The 19,867-nt window shown below is 69.3% G+C and carries 19 protein-coding genes; 11 read left to right on the forward strand and 8 right to left on the reverse strand.

Annotated elements, in window-relative coordinates:
* Positions 1-75: 75 nt before the first annotated feature.
* Together AX669_RS04600 and AX669_RS04605 are read left to right on the forward strand one after the other, a co-directional pair.
* The gene (locus AX669_RS04600; protein ID WP_038566229.1) at positions 76-1,155 is read left to right on the forward strand and encodes an ABC transporter permease; all 1,080 of its coding nucleotides are present in this window, start codon (positions 76-78) and stop codon (positions 1,153-1,155) included.
* Positions 1,152-2,216, forward strand: a complete 1,065-nt coding sequence (locus AX669_RS04605; protein WP_082740588.1) for an ATP-binding cassette domain-containing protein — start codon at positions 1,152-1,154, stop codon at positions 2,214-2,216. The genes AX669_RS04600 and AX669_RS04605 overlap by 4 nt, the downstream gene beginning before the upstream one ends.
* Before the next feature lie 149 nt (positions 2,217-2,365).
* Here the strand turns inward: AX669_RS04605 and AX669_RS04610 are convergent, their stop codons facing one another.
* From AX669_RS04610 to AX669_RS04625, 4 genes are all read right to left on the reverse strand, one after another.
* A complete protein-coding gene (locus tag AX669_RS04610) occupies positions 2,366-3,097 on the reverse strand; it encodes a hypothetical protein (protein WP_062256910.1) in 732 nt (243 codons plus the stop codon).
* A 122-nt stretch (positions 3,098-3,219) separates the two neighbouring features.
* Complete coding sequence (locus AX669_RS04615; RefSeq protein WP_062256911.1) at positions 3,220-3,762, reverse strand: TerD family protein; 543 nt, start codon at positions 3,760-3,762, stop codon at positions 3,220-3,222.
* A complete protein-coding gene (locus tag AX669_RS04620) occupies positions 3,755-4,195 on the reverse strand; it encodes a hypothetical protein (protein WP_062256913.1) in 441 nt (146 codons plus the stop codon). Before AX669_RS04620 ends, AX669_RS04615 begins: the two co-directional genes overlap by 8 nt.
* A gap of 36 nt (positions 4,196-4,231) precedes the next feature.
* Positions 4,232-5,428 carry a toxic anion resistance protein gene (locus tag AX669_RS04625; RefSeq protein WP_006944600.1) on the reverse strand — a complete coding sequence of 399 codons (1,197 nt, stop codon included), beginning with the start codon at positions 5,426-5,428 and terminating at the stop codon, positions 4,232-4,234.
* 245 nt (positions 5,429-5,673) lie between these two features.
* Here AX669_RS04625 and AX669_RS04630 point away from each other — a divergent pair, with 245 nt between their 5' ends.
* Positions 5,674-6,813 carry a DUF475 domain-containing protein gene (locus AX669_RS04630; RefSeq protein ID WP_062256915.1) on the forward strand — a complete coding sequence of 380 codons (1,140 nt, stop codon included), beginning with the start codon at positions 5,674-5,676 and terminating at the stop codon, positions 6,811-6,813.
* A 50-nt stretch (positions 6,814-6,863) separates the two neighbouring features.
* Here AX669_RS04630 and AX669_RS13275 read toward each other — a convergent pair whose 3' ends face one another.
* Genes AX669_RS13275 through AX669_RS04645 form a run of 3 tightly spaced genes read right to left on the reverse strand, consistent with a single transcriptional unit; the run spans position 6,864 to position 8,735 of the window.
* Entirely contained in the window at positions 6,864-7,736 is an 873-nt protein-coding gene (locus AX669_RS13275; RefSeq protein ID WP_131940187.1) for a hypothetical protein, read from the reverse strand.
* Positions 7,733-8,278 carry a TerD family protein gene (locus AX669_RS04640; RefSeq protein WP_006944616.1) on the reverse strand — a complete coding sequence of 182 codons (546 nt, stop codon included), beginning with the start codon at positions 8,276-8,278 and terminating at the stop codon, positions 7,733-7,735. The genes AX669_RS13275 and AX669_RS04640 overlap by 4 nt, the downstream gene beginning before the upstream one ends.
* Positions 8,271-8,735 (reverse strand): hypothetical protein, encoded by a 465-nt coding sequence (locus AX669_RS04645; protein ID WP_231729408.1) that lies wholly within the window; start codon positions 8,733-8,735, stop codon positions 8,271-8,273. The genes AX669_RS04640 and AX669_RS04645 overlap by 8 nt, the downstream gene beginning before the upstream one ends.
* A gap of 164 nt (positions 8,736-8,899) precedes the next feature.
* Between AX669_RS04645 and AX669_RS04650 the strand changes: the two genes are divergently transcribed.
* Positions 8,900-9,484, forward strand: a complete 585-nt coding sequence (locus tag AX669_RS04650; RefSeq protein ID WP_062256921.1) for a TerD family protein — start codon at positions 8,900-8,902, stop codon at positions 9,482-9,484.
* 66 nt (positions 9,485-9,550) lie between these two features.
* Entirely contained in the window at positions 9,551-10,129 is a 579-nt protein-coding gene (locus AX669_RS04655; protein WP_038566204.1) for a TerD family protein, read from the forward strand.
* Between the two features lie 62 nt (positions 10,130-10,191).
* Here AX669_RS04655 and AX669_RS04660 read toward each other — a convergent pair whose 3' ends face one another.
* Positions 10,192-11,721, reverse strand: coding sequence for a TerD family protein (locus AX669_RS04660; protein ID WP_062256923.1), 1,530 nt, complete (start codon positions 11,719-11,721; stop codon positions 10,192-10,194).
* A gap of 98 nt (positions 11,722-11,819) precedes the next feature.
* On the opposite strand from AX669_RS04660, the gene AX669_RS04665 reads away from it, so the two are divergent.
* From AX669_RS04665 to AX669_RS04690, 6 genes are all read left to right on the forward strand, one after another.
* Entirely contained in the window at positions 11,820-13,070 is a 1,251-nt protein-coding gene (locus AX669_RS04665; protein ID WP_062256925.1) for an HpcH/HpaI aldolase/citrate lyase family protein, read from the forward strand.
* A 14-nt stretch (positions 13,071-13,084) separates the two neighbouring features.
* Positions 13,085-15,790 carry a phosphoribosyltransferase gene (locus AX669_RS04670; RefSeq protein ID WP_062256962.1) on the forward strand — a complete coding sequence of 902 codons (2,706 nt, stop codon included), beginning with the start codon at positions 13,085-13,087 and terminating at the stop codon, positions 15,788-15,790.
* The gene (locus AX669_RS04675; protein ID WP_197418856.1) at positions 15,787-16,680 is read left to right on the forward strand and encodes an HAD family hydrolase; all 894 of its coding nucleotides are present in this window, start codon (positions 15,787-15,789) and stop codon (positions 16,678-16,680) included. Before AX669_RS04670 ends, AX669_RS04675 begins: the two co-directional genes overlap by 4 nt.
* Before the next feature lie 118 nt (positions 16,681-16,798).
* Positions 16,799-17,482, forward strand: a complete 684-nt coding sequence (locus AX669_RS04680) for a prepilin peptidase (protein WP_062256932.1) — start codon at positions 16,799-16,801, stop codon at positions 17,480-17,482.
* 321 nt (positions 17,483-17,803) lie between these two features.
* A complete protein-coding gene (locus tag AX669_RS04685) occupies positions 17,804-18,373 on the forward strand; it encodes a PadR family transcriptional regulator (protein ID WP_038566193.1) in 570 nt (189 codons plus the stop codon).
* 64 nt (positions 18,374-18,437) lie between these two features.
* Positions 18,438-19,529, forward strand: a complete 1,092-nt coding sequence (locus AX669_RS04690) for an inositol-3-phosphate synthase (RefSeq protein WP_006944606.1) — start codon at positions 18,438-18,440, stop codon at positions 19,527-19,529.
* Positions 19,530-19,867 lie beyond the last annotated feature (338 nt).

The raw sequence follows: 19,867 nt of genomic DNA on the forward strand, positions 1-19,867 counted from the left end.
ATACACCTGTCCTCTACGATGAAGGACGGTGAAGGTACCCCTTCGCCTGCCCGCACACTCGAAAGGGAGCCTCGCGTGTCGACTCCTGCCACGTCGAGCGAGCCGAGTTCGTCACCGGCGACGCCCGCGCCCGCCAGCTCAGCGGACGACCGCGTCCGCAACCGCAACGTCCTCGCGCGCTACCTGTCACGCCCCGAGATCGGTGCCCTGTTCGGGGTTCTCGCGATCGCCGTGTTCTTCCTCCTCGTCGCCGAGCCGTTCCGTCACATGGCGAACACCGGCACGATCCTCTACCAGTCCGCGACGATCGGCATCATGGCCGTGCCCGTCGCGCTGCTCATGGTGGCGGGCGAGTTCGACCTGTCGGCCGGTGTCGCGGTGACGACGGCGGGGCTGTCGGCGTCGCTGCTCGCCTGGTACTTCAATTTCCACGTGTGGGCCGCAGTCGGGTTGAGCCTGCTCATCGCGCTCGCGATCGGTGCGCTCAACGGGTTCATGCTCAACCGCAGCGGATTGCCGAGCTTCCTCATCACGCTCGCGACGTTCTTCGTCCTGCAGGGCGTCAACCTCGGCGTGACGCGCTCCGTCACGGGTGGCGTCGCGAGCAACGACATCTCCGACATGGCCGGTTTCGACTCCGCGCACGCATTCTTCGCGGCCTCGATGAAGATCGGGCCGGTCAACCTCAAGATCCCGGTGCTGTTCTGGATCATCCTGACGATCATCGCCGCCTTCGTGCTGCTGCGCACCAAGGTCGGCAACTGGATCTTCGCCATCGGCGACGACGAGAAAGCGGCCCGCGCCGTCGGTGTGCCCGTGTGGAAGGTGCGCGTCGGGCTCTACATGTTCGTCGGGTTCTGCGCCTGGCTGTCGGGCATGCACCTGCTGTTCGCGTTCAACCAGGTGCAGTCCGGTGAGGGCATCGGCAACGAGTTCATCTACATCATCGCGGCCGTGGTCGGTGGCTGCCTGCTGACGGGCGGCTACGGCTCTGCGGTCGGTGCGAGCTTCGGTGCGCTCATGTTCGGCATGACGCAGCTCGGCATCAACTACGCCGGCTGGAACCCCGACTGGTTCAAGGCGTTCCTCGGCGTCATGCTGCTCGCCGCCGTGCTCCTCAACACCTACGTCAAGCGAAAGGCGGACGCCCGATGATCCGCATCAAGACCGGTGACGACGGCCGCCGCCCGGGCGCGACGGGAACGCCGGGCGCGGGCGAAACTGCTGGCGCGACGCAGTCGGTGACGCCGGATGACGCTGCCTTCCGGCGCGAGGCGGCCGAAGAGGCCCGAACAGCGTCGGCTGAGCGCACTGCGTCCCCCGCGGTTGATGTTTCACGTGAAACGGCCTCCTCGGGCGCGGACAGCGCGGGCGAGACGAGGGGCGCCACCGGCGTGAACGCCCACGATGACACCGCCATCGTCCAGCTCGTCGACGTCGGCAAGGCCTACGGCAACGTCGACGCCCTGCGCGGCGTCGACCTCACCGTCCGGCCCGGCCAGGTGACGTGCGTGCTCGGTGACAACGGTGCCGGCAAGTCGACGCTCATCAAGATCATGTCGGGCCTGCACGACTACACGAGCGGCGAGATGGTCGTCGACGGCGAGGTGCGCCACTTCTCGTCACCGCGCCAGTCGCTCTCGTCCGGTATCGCGACGGTGTACCAGGATCTCGCGCTCGCGCCGCTGCAGTCGGTGTGGCGCAACTTCTTCCTCGGCAACGAGTTGACGAAGGGCCCGTTCGGAGCGCTCGACATCAAGCGCATGAAGGCCGTCTGCGACGAGGAACTGACGAAGATGGGCATCGCCGTGCCCGACCTCGACCGGCCCGTCGGTGGCCTCTCGGGCGGGCAGAAGCAGTGTCTCGCCATCGCCCGAGCCATCTACTTCGGCGCCAAGGTCATCATCCTCGACGAGCCGACGGCCGCGCTCGGCGTCAAGCAATCCGGCGTCGTTCTGAAATACATCATGGCGGCGCGTGACGCCGGCCTCGGCGTCGTGCTCATCACGCACAACCCGCACCACGCCTACCTGGTCGGCGACCACTTTGTCGTCCTGAAGCTCGGCCGCGTGACGCTCGATGCGTCGAAGCGCGAGATCGGCCTCGACGAGCTGACGGCGCAGATGGCCGGCGTCAGCGAACTCGAGGCGCTCGAGCACGAACTGCGCCACGACGACGCGCCGAAGGTGGCCGCGTCACCGATCGACGTCGACTGATTCCTTCGGAGCCGAGACCGCGCGCTGCGGGATCGCAGCTCTCACGAGACGAGTTGAGGGCCGAAACTCTGCATTGCAGGGTTTCGGCCCTCAGCCGTGGAAGGTGCGCGTGGGCCGGCGACGCGGCCTCCAGGCGAGCGCGACGGACGTCAGCCCAACAGGTGCGTGTGCGTTATGGCGAACGAGCGCTCGTCGTAGCCGTACGCCGACGCGACGGCCCCGAGCACACCGGACAGCGGGTCGTGCTCGTGGCGGATGACGACGAACTCGTCGACGCGCGTCAGTGTCAGGCGCGGCCAGACGCCGAGGCTCGTGCCCCCATCGATCGGGACGATGACCTGCGTCGCACCATTGCTCACCCGCATCTCCGACGGCGGCAGCGGCATCGTGCCTTGCGTCCCCGTGGCGATGAGCACGCGGTTCATCGGCTGTGTCATGTCGATCGTCAGCGTGTTGCCGCGTGGGGTGACGCTCGAGCCGTCCTGCAGCGCGAGCAGGTCAAGACCACGCCGACGCACGAGCCATTCGACCGTCAGGTAGCCGACGCCCGAGGCAAGCCGGTCGAGGGCGGCGACGCGGTGCAGCTTCACCGCGCGCCCACCGACGACGCTGACGCCCAGCGGCGGCGGAGACGGGCGTCGACGTGCCGGCACGACCTCGACCCGCCCACTCGGAGCGGGCGCTTCGCCGCCTTGTCCCACCGCGACGCCCTGCTCGCCCGGGGACGGGGCCATGTCCGTCACCGACGGGCTCGTCTGCCGCGCGAGAACGCGCAGCCAGGCACCATCGGGGTTGCCGAGCTGCGAATCCGGCACGCGGCGCTCGGACGGCGCGTCCTCCGGTGCGTCCGCAGGTAGCGGCGCCGGCGTCGGGGGCTGCACCTGGTCTAACTGATCCTGCGCGTAGCCCTCGGTGCCTCCGGGAAGTGAGAAAGCGCCCCCCGACGATGGAGTGGGCGACGAATCCCCCTGCCCTGAGCCGTAACCGGGCGGTGGCTGCAGCGTCACAGCCGGCTCCCGGCCTGCTGCATCGCGGCGTCGAGGCCGGCTTCGTAGCCGCGGCCGGTGAACTCGACACGCCACCCGGCATCCCCTCGCACGACCTCCGCGACGACGAGCGCCGACACAGGCCCCGCCGCTGACGCGAGGTTGCCCGAGCGCGTGATCTCGCGACCCGTGGCGTCGTCACGCACGCTGACGTCGAGGCTGCTCACCTCGTCGAGGGTGCGCTTCGGGGCGTTGGCGCGCGGCTGCACGAACGCGAGGATGACGATGCGCTCCACGTCCGCGGGGGCTGCCGCGAGGTCGACCTCGACAACGCCGTCGGAGATACCGAGGCGCGTCGTCTCGTCGGGGGTGGCCGGCTGGTTGGAGTGCACGACGTGCTCACGGCTCTCGACGCGGTCGCGCACGAGCGGCATCGCGGCGATGCCGATGCGGTCGCCCAGCGCGGTCTGCGCGCCGGTGTTCCAGCGCACGTCGAGCGAGACGATGCGGACGCCGTCGAGTGAGGCGCCGGTGCCGGGCGCGCGGGATTCGTCAGCCATGGCCGAACTTCTCCTCCAAGAACGCGCCCTGGATCTCCAGGGCGTCGCGGGCGTTGTCGATCGAACGGCACGCCGCGGACGAGGCGACGTGCTCGATGGTCGTGAGCTGCTGGATCAGCATGTCCTGCGCCCCGGCGACGCCGCGCGCCGCGAGGTAGGCGTTGATCGTGTCGGGCACGTGGGCGCTCGCGGTGCGCTCCAGCGTCACGAGGGTCTGCACGTCGAGCAGGCGCGCCGACGGGTCGGCGACGACGTCCTCGAGGTGGTCTCCGATGAGACGGCACAGCACCATCGCTCGCCCGGGCACCTGCGCGCCGAGGGAACGCAGCCACCGCACGTACGGGTGCAGCGCCGCCTCGACGGCTTCGACGGTGCCCGGAGTCGGCCCGCTGGGCTGCTGCTGGCGCGCGTCGTCGCGCGAGAACCACCCCACGTCAGATCCTTCCTGCGAAGCGGTGCGTCACGAGGCTCAGGCGGGCCCGCCGGGCAGCTGGCCGCGCATGTTCTCGTTGCTCTCGAGCTGCTGCTTGCGGGCGCGCTCCATGTACGGCTCTGCACGCTTGATCTGCGTCTGCAGGGACGTGATGGTCGCGGCCATCGAGTCCGTCGCGGCGCTGCGGTAGGAGTCGATCGCGTCCATCGTCGCGAATACGTTGGTGAACGCGTTCTCGAGCTTCTGCACCTCGACGAGCGACTCGGTCGACTTCGCGTTGATCTCGGCGCCCTGCTGACGCAGCTGCTGCGACGTCGACTCGATCATGTTCGACGTGGTCGAGCGCAGGGCGTTGATCTGGTCGAGCACGAGCTTCTGACGCGCCAGCGCCTCGGAGACGATGACGGCCGTGTAGAGCGCGGCGACTGTCGTCGACTTGGCACGGTCGACGGCCGTGATGAGCTGGTCGTTGTTCTGCAGGACGAGCCCGAGCGACATGTAGCCCTGCGTGGCGACGGCGATCTCCGTCGCGAGGTCCTGACGGCGCTGGCGGACGGTGAAGAGCACCTGCGACTTCATCGCGTCGGCCTTCTCCGTCTCACCGCGGGCGCCGAGCTCGGCGACGCGCTGCTCGATGGCGGCGTCGAGCTGCGTCATCTTCTCGTCGAGGTCGCGCAGGCGGATGAGCGACTCCCACAGGCGCGTCTGCTCGAGCTGGATGCCGGCGTTGTCCTTGCGCAGGTCGTCCTGGCCCGATTCGAGCGCGGCGATGATGGCGTTGAGGTGGGTCTGGCTCGACTGGTACTTCATGAAGTAGCGGTCGACCTTGTCGCCGCCCGGCATCCACTTGAGCAGCTTCTTCGCACCCTTGAGGTCGGCGCGGTGCGGGTCGAGGTCGGTGACCGTCTGACGCAGCTCGGCGAGGGTGTTGCCGACCTTGTTCTGGGCGCTGTCCTTGCCGGCGAGGGAGGGGCGCTGCAGGATCGAGTTGCTCACCTGCGCAGCCTTCATGGACTCCTCGCGGCCCATGTTGGTGATCTCCTTGAGCCGCGCGCGGAACGCCGGGTCGTTGGGGTCGATCTCCTCGAACCTCGCGACGGTCTGCGTCGCCTCCGTGACGGCGAGCTGCTTGTGCTGCTCGTCGATCGGCACCATCGCCGCAGCCTTCTCGGGCTCGACCACGTCGACCGGTTTCGGCGGGGCGAGCATGGGCTGGGGTTCAGGGTTCGTCATCGTGCTCCTCCTTGGTCACGCGGCCAAGACATCTCGGTTGCGTCGAGCCTAGTCCACGCCGGTGACAACGCGCTGAGGCCCGGGGAACGTTCCCCGTCCGGCTCTGCGGCGCCAAGTTTCACGTGAAACACGGTGGTGCTCCGTCGTGCCGCGGACGTTCCCCGTCGCTGCGCGGCTAGGCTGAGCGATGACCCCGCAGCCCGTGCCGATGTCGCCGGGCGCGTCCCCTTCGGAAACGGATCCTCATGCTCCTCAAGACGTTCGGATGGTCCGCCGCCATCACGATCGCCGGCCTGGTCGGCGGCTTCCTGATCGGTGGGCCCTCCGGCCTCGCCATCGTCGCCATCCTCATCGTGCTCGAGGTCTCCCTGAGCTTCGACAATGCCGTCGTCAACGCGACCATCCTCAAACGGATGAACGCCTTCTGGCAGAAAATCTTCCTGACGGTCGGCATCCTCATCGCCGTCTTCGGCATGCGCCTGGTCTTCCCCCTGCTCATCGTGTGCCTGACGGGTCACGTCGGGCCGATGGAGGCCATCGACCTGGCCATCAAGGGCGGCGACCAGGAGACCCCCGGCACATACGCGCACATGCTCCACGATGCGCACCCGAGCATCGCCGCGTTCGGCGGCATGTTCCTGCTGATGCTGTTCCTCGACTTCGTCTTCGAGAAGCGCGACCTGCAGTGGCTGCGCCCCATCGAGCGTCCCCTCGCCAAGATCGGCAAGCTCGATCAGCTCTCCGTCGTCGTCGCGCTGCTCGTGCTCGCCGTCGTGTCGCAGACGCTCGCGAAGGAGCCCGGCACCGTCCTGTTCTCCGGCATCCTCGGCCTCATGACGTACCTGCTCGTCGGCGGTCTCGGTGACCTGTTCGAGAGCCAGGGCGAGGATGACGACGACGCTGCGGCAGGCGATGACGACGCTGAGCGCAGCGTCGCCACGAAGGCCGGCGACACTGCGGCGCAGGCACCCGCGTCGAAGGGTGTTGGCACCACGGCGGGCAAGGCGGCGTTCTTCCTGTTCATGTACCTCGAGGTGCTCGACGCGTCGTTCTCGTTCGACGGTGTCATCGGCGCGTTCGCCATCAGCCAGGACATCTTCATCATCGCGCTCGGCCTCGGCGTCGGGGCGATGTGGATCCGGTCGCTGACGGTGTACCTCGTGCGTCAGGGCACGCTCGACGATTACGCCTACCTCGAGCACGGCGCGATGTGGGCCATCGGAGCGCTGGCCGCGATCCTGCTCATCAGCATCAAGCACGAGGTGCCGGAGGTCGTCACCGGGCTCATCGGTGTCGGCTTCATCGGCACTGCCTACCTCAGCTCTCTGGTGCGCAACAAGCGCATCGAGGCGGCCGGCGGTCAGGTCGAGCACCTGGGCGGCTGAGCCCTCACGAACAGCGCGCGGCCACTCGTCCTGATGGGGACGGGTGGCCGTCAGCGTCCCGCACGCACGAACGTCGCCGCATCGTGGCCGTACGCAGCGGCCACGGGCCCGAGGTCGCCGGAGCTGGGGTCGTGCTCGTCGAGCAGGACGACGAACTCGTCGACCCCGACGAGGCTGAGGCGGGGCCAGACGCCGTAACTCGTGCCTGCGGGCAGTCGGCACTCGACGCGCGTCGAACCGTTCGCCACGATGATGCTCGACGCGGGCAGCTCGACGCCGCGCGCGGTGCCCGTGCAGATGAGGATGCGGTCGAGGCCGGGGAGCAGGTCGATGACGAACTCGTCGCCGCGCGGGTCGACGGTGGAGCCGTCGACGAGTGCGAGAAGATCGCGGCCCTCGCCGGTGTGCGACCACGAGATCGTCAGGGCACCGTAACCGGAGGCGAGACGGTCGAGGGTGATCGCGCCGTCGAGCTGCGTCGTCGTCCCGCCTGTCATCTCGAGGCCGCGAGGTGCGTCGTGGCACACGCGCGCGGGCGGAAACGACGCCGGCGTGCGGGAGGCGCCGGCAGGCCCGGGCGGGGTGCCGGCCGACGTGGAACGGTGGCCCGCCGCCGGCGGGGTGACGGCAGGGGCGCCCGTCGTGGCCGGTGTTGCCGCAGTGCTCACCGGCGTCGCGGACGGCGCCTCGAGAGGGTTGGGTCGCGCTGTGTGGACCCACAGCCAAGGACGCGGGCCACTCGTCGTCGGCGAGGACGCGCTCGGCGAGGCGGCGGGCTGCGCCTGCCCCGCCGCGGAAGCCGGGCCCGGGGTCGATGGGCCCGGGGTCGATGGGGGCGCGGAGGTCCCGGGCGGCGCGAGCGTCGGGCCGTCCGGCGTGCCCGGGCCGCCCGCCGAGGGCGGACGCAGGAAGCCGTCACTCATGCCGGCAGGCCGAACTGCGCGAGGCCCGCGTCGAGTCCTCCGTCGAAGCCCTGGCCGTTGACCTTGACCTTCCACTCACTGCCGCGGCGGTACACCTCGACGGCGATGAGCGCGGTGACGTTGCCGGCGCTCTTGGCGAGGTCGACGGAGCGGGTGATGGGCGTGCCCTTCTCCGCGTCGGTGACGACGGCGCGCAGCGAGCGCAGCTGCGACAGGGAGCGGCGCGCGGCGCCGGGGCGCGGGTGGATGAAGACGATGACGGCGACGCGCCCGACGTCGGCGGGGACGGCGTCGAGGTCGATCTCGACGACGCCGTTCGAGGCGCCGAGGCGGGTCGACTGCTCGGGTGAGGTCGGTTGGTTGCCGAACACGACGTGGCTGCGTCCGGGCAGTTTCTCGTCGACGAGGGGGAGCGCGGCGACGCCGAGGCGTTCGTCGAGGACGTTCTCGCGTCCGGCGTCCCATTCGAGGCTGATGCGCAGCAGGCGCAGGCCGGGGACCTCGCGCAGTGAGACGTTGGCGCCGGGGACGAGATCAGACATGGAACGAACCGTACTTGTCCTCGAGGAAGCTGCCCTGGATGAGGAACGCGTCGCGCGCCGCTTCGATGGAGCGCGCGGCGGCCTTGGACGCGGCGACCTCGAGCGTCGCGAGCTGTTCGACGAGGAGTTCGTCGGCGTTGGGCATGGTGCGGGCTGCGAGGTAGGCGTTGATCGTGTCGGGCAGGTGGGTCGTCGCCATGCGTTCGAGGGTGATGCGGGAGCCGACGTCGAGCAGGTGAGCCGACGGGTCCGCGACGACGTCGTCGAGGTGCTGGGCGATGGTGCGCGCGAGGATGTAGGCGCGGTTGGGGATCCGGCCGGATTCGCGGCGCAGGAACTGCAGCAGCGTGACGTTGCCGGCGGCGATCGCCTCCACCGAGCCGGGCTCGGGGGCGGATGGGGCCGCTGGGGCTGCTGAAGACGCTGCGCGCTCGCCGAGCCGATCGAACAAGCCCATCGTCACTGCCTCCCCTGGCTTCGTCGGTGCGTTCGAGTGTTCGCACAGAGCGTACTGCTGCAACCTTCGCAGCGTCTCGTGCGTTGGTAGTGTCACGAGCAAGGGCCGAGACCTGCGTCACGCTGGTCACGGCCACCGGAGCATCAGGTGATCAAGGAGCAGTCATGGCTGTCAGCCTCGCCAAGGGCGGAAACGTCTCACTCACCAAGGAGGCCGGGCCCGCCGGTCTCACCGACGTCGTCGTGGGTCTCGGATGGGACGCGCGGACGACGACGGGCACGGAATTCGACCTCGACGGTTCGGCGATCATCGTTGACGCGTCGGGCAAGGTCATCGACGACGGGTTCTTCGTCTTCTACGGCAACCTCGCGAGCCCGGACGGCACCGTCCAGCACACCGGTGACAACCTCACCGGTGAGGGCGAGGGCGACGACGAGCAGATCAAGATCGGCCTGTCGGGCCTGCCGCCGCAGGCCGACCGGGTCGTCGTCGCGGTGTCGATCTACGATGCGGAGACGCGCCAGCAGACCTTCGGGCAGGTGCGCAACGCGTTCATGCGTGTGATGAACGCGGCCGGCGGCTCGGAGCTCGCGCGCTACGACCTGACGGAGGACGCCTCGACCGAGACGGCGATGATCTTCGGCGAGGTCTACCGCAACAACGACGAGTGGAAGTTCCGCGCCGTCGGCCAGGGGTACTCGAACGGCCTTGCGGGCATCGCGCGCGACTTCGGCGTCAACGTCGGCTGACGCGTCGCGTCCGGCTCGATCTCGACGCACGATCCGTACGACTCACATCGAACGAGGAGAAATCTCATGGGTGTTTCGCTCTCCAAGGGTGGCAATGTCTCCCTGACGAAGATGGCCCCGTCCCTGCAGGCCATCACGGTCGGCCTCGGCTGGGACGTGCGCACCACGACCGGCGCCGACTTCGACCTCGACGCCTCGGCGCTGCTGCTCGGCGCTGACGGCCGCGTCATCGACGACCAGCACTTCGTCTTCTTCAACAACCTCCGCAGCCCTGACGGCGCCGTCGAGCACACCGGTGACAACCTCACCGGTGAGGGTGAGGGCGACGACGAGTCGATCAACGTCGACCTGTCGACGCTCTCGCAGAACGTCGAGCGCGTCGTCGTCGCGGTGTCGATCTACGAGGCGCCGCAGCGCGGGCAGAGCTTCGGGCAGGTGGCGAACGCGTTCATCCGCGTCGTCAACCGTGCTGACGGCGCCGAGCTCGCGCGCTATGACCTGACGGAAGATGCCTCGACCGAGACGGCGATGATCTTCGGCGAGGTCTACCGCAACAACGGCGAGTGGAAGTTCCGCGCCGTCGGTCAGGGCTACGCCGACGGTCTCGCGGGCATCGCGCGCGACTTCGGCGTCAACGTCGGCTGAGCAGTTCCTGCGACGTGTGAGGGGTGAGGGCTTTCGGGCCCTCACCCCTCACACGTGTGTCGTCACAGCCCGAGCATCTGCGCGGCCGGCTTGACGAGCTTCTTGACGGTGCGGCCGTTGGCGAACTGGCCGATGGCGCGCATGTCCCACGTGCCCTGCGGAGTGCGGCTCAGCGCTGCGATGACGACACCCGTCGCGCGATCCGACTCGCTGAGCGAGAACCGCACGAGTTCGGCACCCGACTGCGCATCGACGAGACGGGCGTAGGCGTTGCGCACGTCCGTGAACTTCTGCCCCGAGTAGCTGTTGATCGTGAACGCCAGGTGCACGACGGTGGGCGGAATCGCCGTCAGGTCGAGCGTGATGACCTCGTCGTCACCGTCGCCCTTGCCGGTGAGGTTGTCACCGAGATGCACGATCGCGCCGCCGAACTCCTTCTTGTGCATGAACCAGACGATCTCCAGCTCACGCCCGTTCGCGTCGAAGGCGATGACGGACGCATCGAGGTCGATGTTGCGTCCGCGCTTCGCCGGATCCCACCCGAGACCCATGAACACGCGACTCATCGGCGGCGCGCCCGTCTTCGTCAGGCTGACGCGATCACCCTTGCGCAGGCTCACATGGCCCTTGTCGAGGTTGACGACCGACGGCGCGGCCTGAGTGGCCGGCGCGGCCAGGGGCATCTGAGGCGGCGCCATCTGAGGAGGCGGTGCCATCTGCGGCGAGGGCACCTGCTGGGGAGCCTGCTGGTGGTGTGGAGGCTGCAGGGGTTCGTACTGCGGGGCCTGCGGCTGGTGGGGTGGCTGCAGCGGCGCCTGCTGTGGAAGCGGGGCCTGAAGCGGAGCTTGGGGCTGGTGGGGCGGCTGCAGGGGGGCCTGCTGCGGTGCCGACGGCTGCTGTGGAGGCTGTAGCGGCGCGGGCGTCGGGGACACCGGCGCCGCGTACGGCTGGCTCGTGTCGCTGCCTGGCTGCTCGCCCGGCGAGGGCTCGGCAGGCCGGAGTGCCGCCGGTGCCGGGGCAGGAGCCGACGCAGGGGTGGCAGCCGGCGCCGTTGACGACGAGGGCTGTTCGGGGGCGTTGTCGACGCTGATGCCGAAGTCGGTGGCGAGGCCGGCCAGGCCGGAATCCCAGCCCTGGCCGACGGCGCGGAACTTCCAGGCGCCGGCGCGTCGGTACAGTTCGCCGGCGACGAGGGCGGTCTCGCTCGTCGCGCCCATGTCGCCGAACTGGGCGACGACCTGGCCGCTCGTCGCATCGTCGACGCGCACGGTGAGGCCGGGCACCTGCGAGAACGGGCCGCCGTCAGCGCTGAGGACGACGACGATACGTTCGACGACGTCCTCGACGCCCGTGAGATGGGCTTCGACAGACGCGGATCCGGGCGAGGAGGGGCCGAGACGCACGGCGCCCGACGCGTGCTGCGGGGCGTTGTAGAACACGAAGTCCGAGTCGTCACGGACCTTGCCGGTGGCGGTGACGAGCAGGGTGGACAGGTCGACGGTCGGCGCCTGGGGTGCCGCCGTCCAGGTGACGACGATGTTGACGGCATCGCTGGGGACGGCGACGTTGGCGCCCTTGGTGAGCTGGGTCATGTCTCGATCCTCACATGCCGTGGCGTCCCGTTGGCGGATGACGGGCGTCGACGGGGCAGACTTGGGCGCAGGCACACCGACATCAGGGAGGGCATGCGGTGCAGCACTATTCCCATCTCGACGAATCGACCCGCGAGGCCATCTTCGCGAGCCCGCCTCGTTCTTTCTCGGCGCGTGATGACGCGCAGCACGTCGGTTCGGGTCTCGGGGCGAGCCTCTACATGCCCGGTACGCGCCCGCAGCTCGCCGATGACGTCGTCACGCATCACGCGCGTGGTCTCGTCAGCACCGTGTGGTGCCTCGAGGATTCGATCTCCGAGAGCGAGGTGCCGGCAGCGCAGGCCAACATCGTCACGCACCTCGCGGCGCTCGCGGCGCGGTTTCCGACGCCTGACGACGTCGCCGCGGCGCTGCCGCTGATCTTCGTCCGGGTGCGCACGCCGCAGCAGTTGCGCGACCTCGCCACCCTCGTGAACGAGGGGCCAGGCGGCGAATCAACCTGGAGTTCAGCGGTGTTGGCGGGTTTCGTCATGCCGAAGTTCACAGGCGCGAACGCGCCGGCCTACTTCGACGCTCTCGCGGAGGCGAGCGCGCTCGCGGGGTATCGCCTGCTCGCGATGCCCGTCGTCGAGACGCCCGGCCTGCTTCATCGGGAGACGCGCGGCGGCCTGCTGTCGGCTGTCTCGACGCTGCTCGCACCCCATCGCGACGTCGTCGCCTGCGTGCGCATCGGTGGTACCGACCTGGGCGCCGCGCTCGGGCTGCGTCGCCCGCGCGAGCTGACGATCTACAACATCGGGCCCGTCGCGGACGTGGTGTACGACATCGTCAACGTGTTCGGCCGCACCGACGGCACCGGCTTTCCGATCTCCGGGCCCGTCTGGGAGTACTTCGCCAACTCGCGCCGCCTGTTCAAACCGCAGCTGCGCGAGACCCCGTTCCGTGCGCTCGAGCATGACGACATCCGTGAGGAGTTGCTCGAGGAGAACCTCGACGGCCTCGTACGCGAACTCGCACTGGATCGGGCGAACGGGCTCACGGGCAAGACGATCATCCACCCCCAGCACGTCGGCATCGTGCACGCGCTGAGCGTCGTCTCCAGCGAGGAGCACGCCGACGCCGTCGACATCCTCGCCAAGCATGCGAGCGGTGGTGGGGTGCAGGCCTCCAGCGCCGGCAACAAGATGAACGAAGCCGGCCCGCATCGGGGGTGGGGGGAGCGCACGATGACGCGCGCCGAACTGTTCGGTGTCGCGCGGCCCGGTCTGGGCATGGTCGACTTCCTCCTCGCGCACGTCGAGGCCCTCGCGGGTCGTGGCGCGGGCAACCCAGCCGGTGAGCAGGCATGACGAAGGAGCACCCCATGACGACGACGTGGCCGGGCGAGTGGGTCGCCGAACGCCTCGGTGCCGACCTGCGCACGACGCAGGCGCTGCCGGGGCTCGATCTGCACGACCTCGTCGGGCTCGCGGTGCGACGCAACCCTCGTCGCGCACACTTGCTCGTCTCGAACGTCCTCGGCAAGCACGTGCCCGTCGACCCGCAGATCGTGCGCGGCAGTGGCCGGGCGCTCGGCGAGCTGGTGCGTCGGGTTCTCGACGCAGGAGCGGCGGTTGGTAGCAGTGACGCGGGAAGCGACGACTCGGGTGCGCAGGGCCTTGACGTCGTCGATGGTGCTCTCGCACGCGTAGGACAGGCGCTGCACGAGGCTCACCGGGCTCCTGACGACGCGCGGGTGGTCGATGAATTCACTTGCGCCGTCGACTCGTTCGTCGATCTGCAGCACTCACCTGCATGCGTCGTCATGGGGTTCGCCGAGACGGCGACGGCGCTCGGCCAGTGCGTCGCGGATGCGCTGCGGGCGCCGGCGATCCATTCGACGCGACGCCCCGTCGCCGGGTTCACGCCCGTCGGCGCCTTCGAGGAGGAGCACTCGCACGCCACCAGCCACCTCGTCCTGCCTTCGGACGACGGCTTCTTCGCGCGGCGTTCTGCTGGGCGCGTCGTGCCGCTCGTCCTCGTCGACGACGAACTGTCGACGGGCCGCACGGTGCTCAACACCATCGCCGCGCTGCACGAGAGCCTGCCGCGCGTGCGCTACGTCATCGCGACGCTCGTCGACATGCGCAACGCGAAGGATCGCGCGGCGATGGCCACCCGCGCCGCTGAGCTCGGCGTGCAGATCGACGTCGTCTCGCTCGCGGCCGGTCACCTCGACCTGCCGAGCGACGTGCTCGAGCGCGGGCAGCGGCTCGTCGAGCAGGTGGAGTCGCGCGCGAGCGTCCTGAGAGATGCCGGCCCGGAGCAGGGGCCCGAGTCGAAGGCTGCGTGGGCATCGGGGCGCGCCCATGTCTCGACGGCCGCACCGAATGCTGCCCGGGGAACCATCACCGAGGTCGACGTGCCGTGGCCGCCCCGCACCCCGTTGACGGGGCGTCACGGGGTGACGCCTGCGCAGCTCGCCCCCCTGACCGCGACGCTTCCGGAGGCGGCGACCGTCGTCGCACAGGCTCTGCCCTACGGCGATGGTGAGGTGCTCGTCCTCGGCACCGAAGAGCTGATGGACGCGCCGCTGCGTCTGGCATGCGCGCTGCGCGAACGCGGTGTCGCCACGCGGTTCTCGACGACCACCCGCTCGCCCGTACTCGCCGTGGACGACCCCGGTTATGCCATCCGCAACGCGCTGACGTTCCCGGCCTTCGATGACCCGGCCGACGGTGACGGCCCGCGTTTCACGTACAACGTTTCACGTGAAACACCGTGGCGGGCGATCGTCCTGTGCGTCGACCCGCCGAGCCTGATGCCGCAGCTGCACGCCCCGGATGGCGTCATCGAGGCGCTCGCGGCCAGTACGGACTGCGTCGTCGTCGCGCGGCTGCCCGAACCGGCGACGGCCCCGGCGCGCGAACTCGTCGGCCCGACGTTTGGTTCGTACGCGCCCGAGGAGGTGACGTGGCTGCTCGAAGATCTGTCCGGCGTCACGCTCGAGGCGCCGACTGAGGAACGCGAGGAAGCCATCCAGTCCGGCGGCGCGCACTATGCCGAGAGCCTGCCCGTCGAGTACCAACCGGACGCGGCCTACGGACAGCTGTTCCGTGATGCGCTGGAGATGTCGAAGGCCCGGGTGGCTGCTGCGGTCGCCGCCGTCACCGAGCTCGCGCTCGCAGAGCGCGGCGATGACCTCGTCCTCGTTTCCCTCGCCCGGGCCGGCACTCCCGTGGGGGTGCTCATGAAGCGTTGGGCCCGTCAGGCGCGCGGGCTCGACGTGTCGCACTATGCCGTCTCGATCGTGCGCGGGCGCGGCATCGACACGGTGGCGCTCGATCACATCGTGGCGCGGCACGATGCGTCTTCGGTGCTGTTCGTCGACGGCTGGACGGGCAAGGGCGCGATCAGCCGCGAACTCGTCGCGGCGCTCGCCGAGTACGAGCAAGCCACGGGGGTGCAGTTGGATCCGACGCTCGCCGTGCTCGCCGACACCGGGTCGTGCACGACGATGTGGGGCACGCGTGATGACTTCCTCATCCCCTCCGCCTGCCTCAACTCGACCGTCTCCGGTCTCGTGTCACGCACCGTGCTCAACGACGCTCTGATCGGGCCCGGCCAGTTCCATGGGGCCAAGTTCTACGCCGAACTCGCGCCGCACGACGTGTCGGGACTCTTCGTCGACGCCGTCACGGGAGCATTCCCGCCGGCCGCGGACGCCGACGACATCCGCGCCGAGGCGCAGGCGCGATGCGCGGCGGAGCCACCCCGGTGGACGGGGTGGGCCACCGTCGAGAAGCTCGCCGAGGAGTTCGGCATCGGCAGCGTCAACCTCGTCAAACCCGGCGTCGGTGAGACGACGCGCGTGCTGCTGCGTCGCGTGCCGTGGAAGATTCTCGTCGCGCCCGGCGCGGGCGCCGACCTGCGCCACATCGAGGCGCTCGCCGCCGCGCGAGGCGTGCCGACCGAGGAGTATCCGGGGCTCGACTACAGCTGCGTCGGCCTCATCCACCCGCGCTTCACCCGCGGGGCGACCGGCGATGACGGCACCTCGGCCACACGCGACCCGAAGGAGCAAGCATGACGACGCATCCCGTCTCGATGCCGATGACGGACGAGCTGCGCGCCCTCGTCGCGGCCTACGCGGACGCCGCGCCGCCCCGGCCCTCAGGCGGGGACGCCATCGTCGCGTGCGACCTCGACCGGACGCTCGTCTACTCCGCGAAGGCGCTCGCACTCGCCGGCGCTGACGCCGACGCACCCGTCCTGCTCGTGGCGGAGGTGTACGACAAGCTGCCGTTGTCGTATCTGACGGTCGACGCCGTCGCGCTCGTGCAGGAGATGCATCGCGTGGCGACGTTCGTGCCGTCGACGACGCGGACGCGTGCGCAGTACGAGCGCATCCGGCTGCCGATCGACCCGCAGTACGCCGTCACGACGAACGGAGGGTTCCTGCTCGTCGACGGCGTCAGCGACGAGGACTACCACCGTGCCGTCCTCGACGAGCTCGACGGCTCGTGCGCGCCTCTCGCCGAGATCCGCGAGCACCTCGAGGCGATCGCCGATCCGGGGTGGCTGCGCAAGCTGCGCGACGCCGAGGGCATGTTCGCCTACCTCGTCGTGGAGCGCGCCGAGTTGCCGGCGTCGGTGGTGCGCGACCTGACGGGGTGGGCGGGTGAGCGCGGCTGGGAGGTGTCGCTGCAGGGCCGCAAGCTGTACGTCGTGCCGCGGCCGCTGCGCAAGTCGCGAGGCCTGGCGGAGGTGCGGCGTCGCACGGGTTCGACGTTCACGGCCGCGGCGGGCGATTCGCTGCTCGACACGGACCTGTTGACGTCCGTCGACGCCCCCGTCCGTCCGCGCCACGGGGAGCTCGACGATCTCGACTGGACGTGCCCGGGCCTGCAGGTGACGACGGCGTCCGGCGTCCTCGGTGGCCGCGAGGTATGTGCGCGGCTGCTCGCGGCGGTGCGGTGACGCGCGCTCGTTTCGCAGGGCCCACCCGGCCAGTCTCGTCGCCGGTCTCGTGCCTGGCGCGGGAAACTGCTCGATCGGCAACGGCGCCCGATGCCTGTTGCGCTGACATGATCGACGCATGCTGCTGCCCGTGACCGGTGTCACGCTCTTCCTCCTCGGTGCGTTGACGCTCGGTGCGCGCGAGGTCGTCGCCGCAGGCCATCGTCAGGGCGTCACCTACCGCGCGCCGGCGCTCGCACGCCTCGACATCGTGTGGCTGGCAGCGTCGACGCTCGCCGTCGTGCTCATGGGTGCGGCGATGCAGGTGTGGTGGGGTACGCGGCCCGGCCTCGTGCTGACGCTCGTACTCGTCGCGCCCACCCTCGTCAGGCTCGCCGTCATCGATCTAGACGTCCATCGCTTGCCCAACGCGCTGACGTTGCGCGCGGCGGGCGTCGTCGCGGGCGGTCTCGTGCTGGCGGGTCTTGTCGACGCACACCGCTCCGGCACGACGGTCTTCGACGCTGACGCCGCCCACCGCGCCATCGCTGGTGCCGTCGCGCTGGGCGTGTGCTACCTCGCTCTCGCGTTGCTCGGCGGCGGCTCCGGCATGGGGCTCGGCGACGTGAAACTTGCCCCGACGCTCGGCGCGCTGCTCGCCTGGGCAGGGTGGGACGTGTGGCTCACCGGCACGGTCGCCGCCTTCCTGCTCGGCGGCGCATGGGGCGTCGTCCTGCTCGCGCGCGGCAGGGGCCGTCAGGCGCGCATGCCGTTCGGCCCGTTCATGATCGCCGGCGCCCTCGCCGCCCTCGCGCTGGCCTGACGCGCCCTCACGGACGGCGAAGGGTCGCGCGGAAGGCTCACGCCAGGGCGTCCGTCCGGCCCGGGGACCTACTCCGGTCAGTCGGCGTGGCGCGCAGATCCTCCGGCGTGGCGCTGTGCCGACGGGTGGTGCTGACCTCCTCGTCGTCCACACCGTTCCGAAGAAGTTTGCCGCGTTTCGATATCTCGACTCGATACATCTGTTAGGAATGTCTCTGAGCGTTCACCCGCTCGTCATTTCCGTGTGGCGCGTCCGTTTGAAAAACTGGGCATTCGTGTCGCGCGGTGCGGCGCAGACTGTTTCGAGGCGAAGGAGAGTGGCATGTCACGTCGTGGCACGGTGCTCGAGTTCGCCGTCCTCGGTCTGCTGCATGAGGCGCCCTTGCACGGGTACGAGTTGCGCAAGCGGCTCACCGGTGTGCTCGGTGCGTTTCGTGTCGTGAGCTACGGGTCGCTGTATCCGTGTCTCGCGAAGCTGTCCCGCAAGGGCCTCATCTCCGAGAGCGCGTCGTTCGCTCCCGGCGGTCGGCGCCCGCGCATCACGTACGAGATCACCGACGAGGGTCGGGATCATTTCGCGGATCAGTTGTCGCGCTCCGGCCCGGCATCGTGGGACGACGAGAACTTCGACGTGCACTTCGCCTTCTTCTCGCGCGCGAGCGCAGAGGTGCGCCTGCGCATCCTCGAGGGGCGACGTCTGCGGTTGCAGGAGCGTCTCGAGCGCTCCCGCGAACAGGCGATGGACAGCCGCAGCACACGCGATTCGTACATTGCGGAGCTGTTCCGTCATGACATCGAGTCGACGGAGCGTGAGGTGCGTTGGGTGAACGAACTCATCGAGATCGAGCGGAAGGCTGTTGCCGATCCGCGCCCCCTCGCCTCCGAGACCTGACGATTCGGGCGGCGCTCGCGTCGTTCGTCAGGATCGAAGGCTCGTCCACAACGGAGTGAGTTCCATGGGAAATATTCGCGTCGCCATCGTCGGCGTCGGCAACTGCGCGAGTTCGCTCGTGCAGGGTGTCGAGTACTACAAGAACGCGTCCGCTGACGCACACGTGCCGGGTCTCATGCACGTCACGTTCGGCGACTACCACGTCGGTGACGTCGAGTTCGTCGCGGCGTTCGACGTCGACGCGAAGAAGGTCGGGTTCGACCTGTCGGAGGCGATCAACAACTCCGAGAACAACACGATCAAGATCGCGGACGTGCCGCCGACGGGCGTCATCGTGCAGCGCGGGCACACCCTCGATGGTGTCGGCAAGTACTACGCCATGACGATCGACGAGTCGGACGCGGAGCCCGTCGACGTCGTGCAGGCGCTCAAGGACGCGCAGGTCGACGTCCTCGTCAGCTACCTGCCCGTCGGTTCGGAGAGCGCCGACAAGTTCTACGCTCAGTGCGCGATCGACGCGGGTGTCGCGTTCGTCAACGCACTGCCCGTCTTCATCGCGTCCGACCCGGAGTGGGCGAAGAAGTTCGAGGACGCGGGCGTGCCGATCATCGGTGACGACATCAAGAGCCAGGTCGGCGCGACGATCACGCACCGCGTCATGGCGAAGCTGTTCGAGGATCGCGGTGTCGCGCTGGATCGCACGTACCAGCTCAACGTCGGCGGCAACATGGACTTCAAGAACATGCTCGAGCGTGAGCGCCTCGAGTCGAAGAAGGTGTCGAAGACGCAGGCCGTGACGTCGAACCTCTCCGGTTCGCTCGCCGGCAAGATCGACGACAAGAACGTGCACATCGGCCCGTCCGACTATGTCGCGTGGCTCGACGACCGCAAGTGGGCGTACGTGCGCCTCGAGGGCCGCGCGTTCGGTGACGTGCCGCTCAACCTGGAGTACAAGCTCGAGGTGTGGGACTCGCCGAACTCGGCCGGCATCATCATCGACGCCATCCGCGCCGCGAAGATCGCCAAGGACCGTGGTGTCGGCGGCCCGCTGCTGTCGGCGTCGAGCTACCTCATGAAGAGCCCGCCCGAGCAGCGCGAGGACACCGTGGGCCGCGAGATGTTGGAGGCCTTCATCCGCGGTGATGAAGAGCGCTGACGATCAAGCGAGCGGAGGTAGGGCCGCAGCGAAGCGAGGATCCTGCCGAAGTGAGCGTTGAGGAAGCGCTCAGAAGAGGAAGAGCGCTGAGTCGGCATCGATGTCGCGCCGTCCGGCGACCTGAACGGGTTGACGAGTTGAGGGCCGAAACTCTGCACTGCAGGGTTTCGGCCCTCAACTCATGGCTTGGGGTCTAAAACTCTGCATTGCGGAGTTTCAGACCCCACGGGTGGGTAGTCTGCGCACGCACCCGGCCGCGCGACACCCCGCGTCGGCCGGTCGAAAGGGCCCGGCGCGTTGCTCGTCACGCTCGTTGGAACGTCGCTGGGCGTCGCGAC

Origin of the sequence: Dermacoccus sp. CCH2-D9 (assembly GCF_001556795.1) — a bacterium.
GTDB classification, from domain to species: domain Bacteria; phylum Actinomycetota; class Actinomycetes; order Actinomycetales; family Dermatophilaceae; genus Dermacoccus; species Dermacoccus nishinomiyaensis.

Bases quoted from the DNA above. Each gene is read 5' to 3' on its own strand.
- AX669_RS04605 (WP_082740588.1), top strand. From the start codon at position 1,152: ATGATCCGCATCAAGACCGGTGACGACGGCCGCCGCCCGGGCGCGACG.
- AX669_RS04615 (WP_062256911.1), bottom strand. From the start codon at position 3,762: ATGGCTGACGAATCCCGCGCGCCCGGCACCGGCGCCTCACTCGACGGC.
- AX669_RS04625 (WP_006944600.1), bottom strand. From the start codon at position 5,428: ATGACGAACCCTGAACCCCAGCCCATGCTCGCCCCGCCGAAACCGGTC.
- AX669_RS04630 (WP_062256915.1), top strand. From the start codon at position 5,674: ATGCTCCTCAAGACGTTCGGATGGTCCGCCGCCATCACGATCGCCGGC.
- AX669_RS13275 (WP_131940187.1), bottom strand. From the start codon at position 7,736: ATGAGTGACGGCTTCCTGCGTCCGCCCTCGGCGGGCGGCCCGGGCACG.
- AX669_RS04640 (WP_006944616.1), bottom strand. From the start codon at position 8,278: ATGTCTGATCTCGTCCCCGGCGCCAACGTCTCACTGCGCGAGGTCCCC.
- AX669_RS04645 (WP_231729408.1), bottom strand. From the start codon at position 8,735: ATGGGCTTGTTCGATCGGCTCGGCGAGCGCGCAGCGTCTTCAGCAGCC.
- AX669_RS04650 (WP_062256921.1), top strand. From the start codon at position 8,900: ATGGCTGTCAGCCTCGCCAAGGGCGGAAACGTCTCACTCACCAAGGAG.
- AX669_RS04655 (WP_038566204.1), top strand. From the start codon at position 9,551: ATGGGTGTTTCGCTCTCCAAGGGTGGCAATGTCTCCCTGACGAAGATG.
- AX669_RS04660 (WP_062256923.1), bottom strand. From the start codon at position 11,721: ATGACCCAGCTCACCAAGGGCGCCAACGTCGCCGTCCCCAGCGATGCC.
- AX669_RS04670 (WP_062256962.1), top strand. From the start codon at position 13,085: ATGACGACGACGTGGCCGGGCGAGTGGGTCGCCGAACGCCTCGGTGCC.
- AX669_RS04675 (WP_197418856.1), top strand. From the start codon at position 15,787: ATGACGACGCATCCCGTCTCGATGCCGATGACGGACGAGCTGCGCGCC.
- AX669_RS04680 (WP_062256932.1), top strand. From the start codon at position 16,799: ATGCTGCTGCCCGTGACCGGTGTCACGCTCTTCCTCCTCGGTGCGTTG.
- AX669_RS04685 (WP_038566193.1), top strand. From the start codon at position 17,804: ATGTCACGTCGTGGCACGGTGCTCGAGTTCGCCGTCCTCGGTCTGCTG.
- AX669_RS04690 (WP_006944606.1), top strand. From the start codon at position 18,438: ATGGGAAATATTCGCGTCGCCATCGTCGGCGTCGGCAACTGCGCGAGT.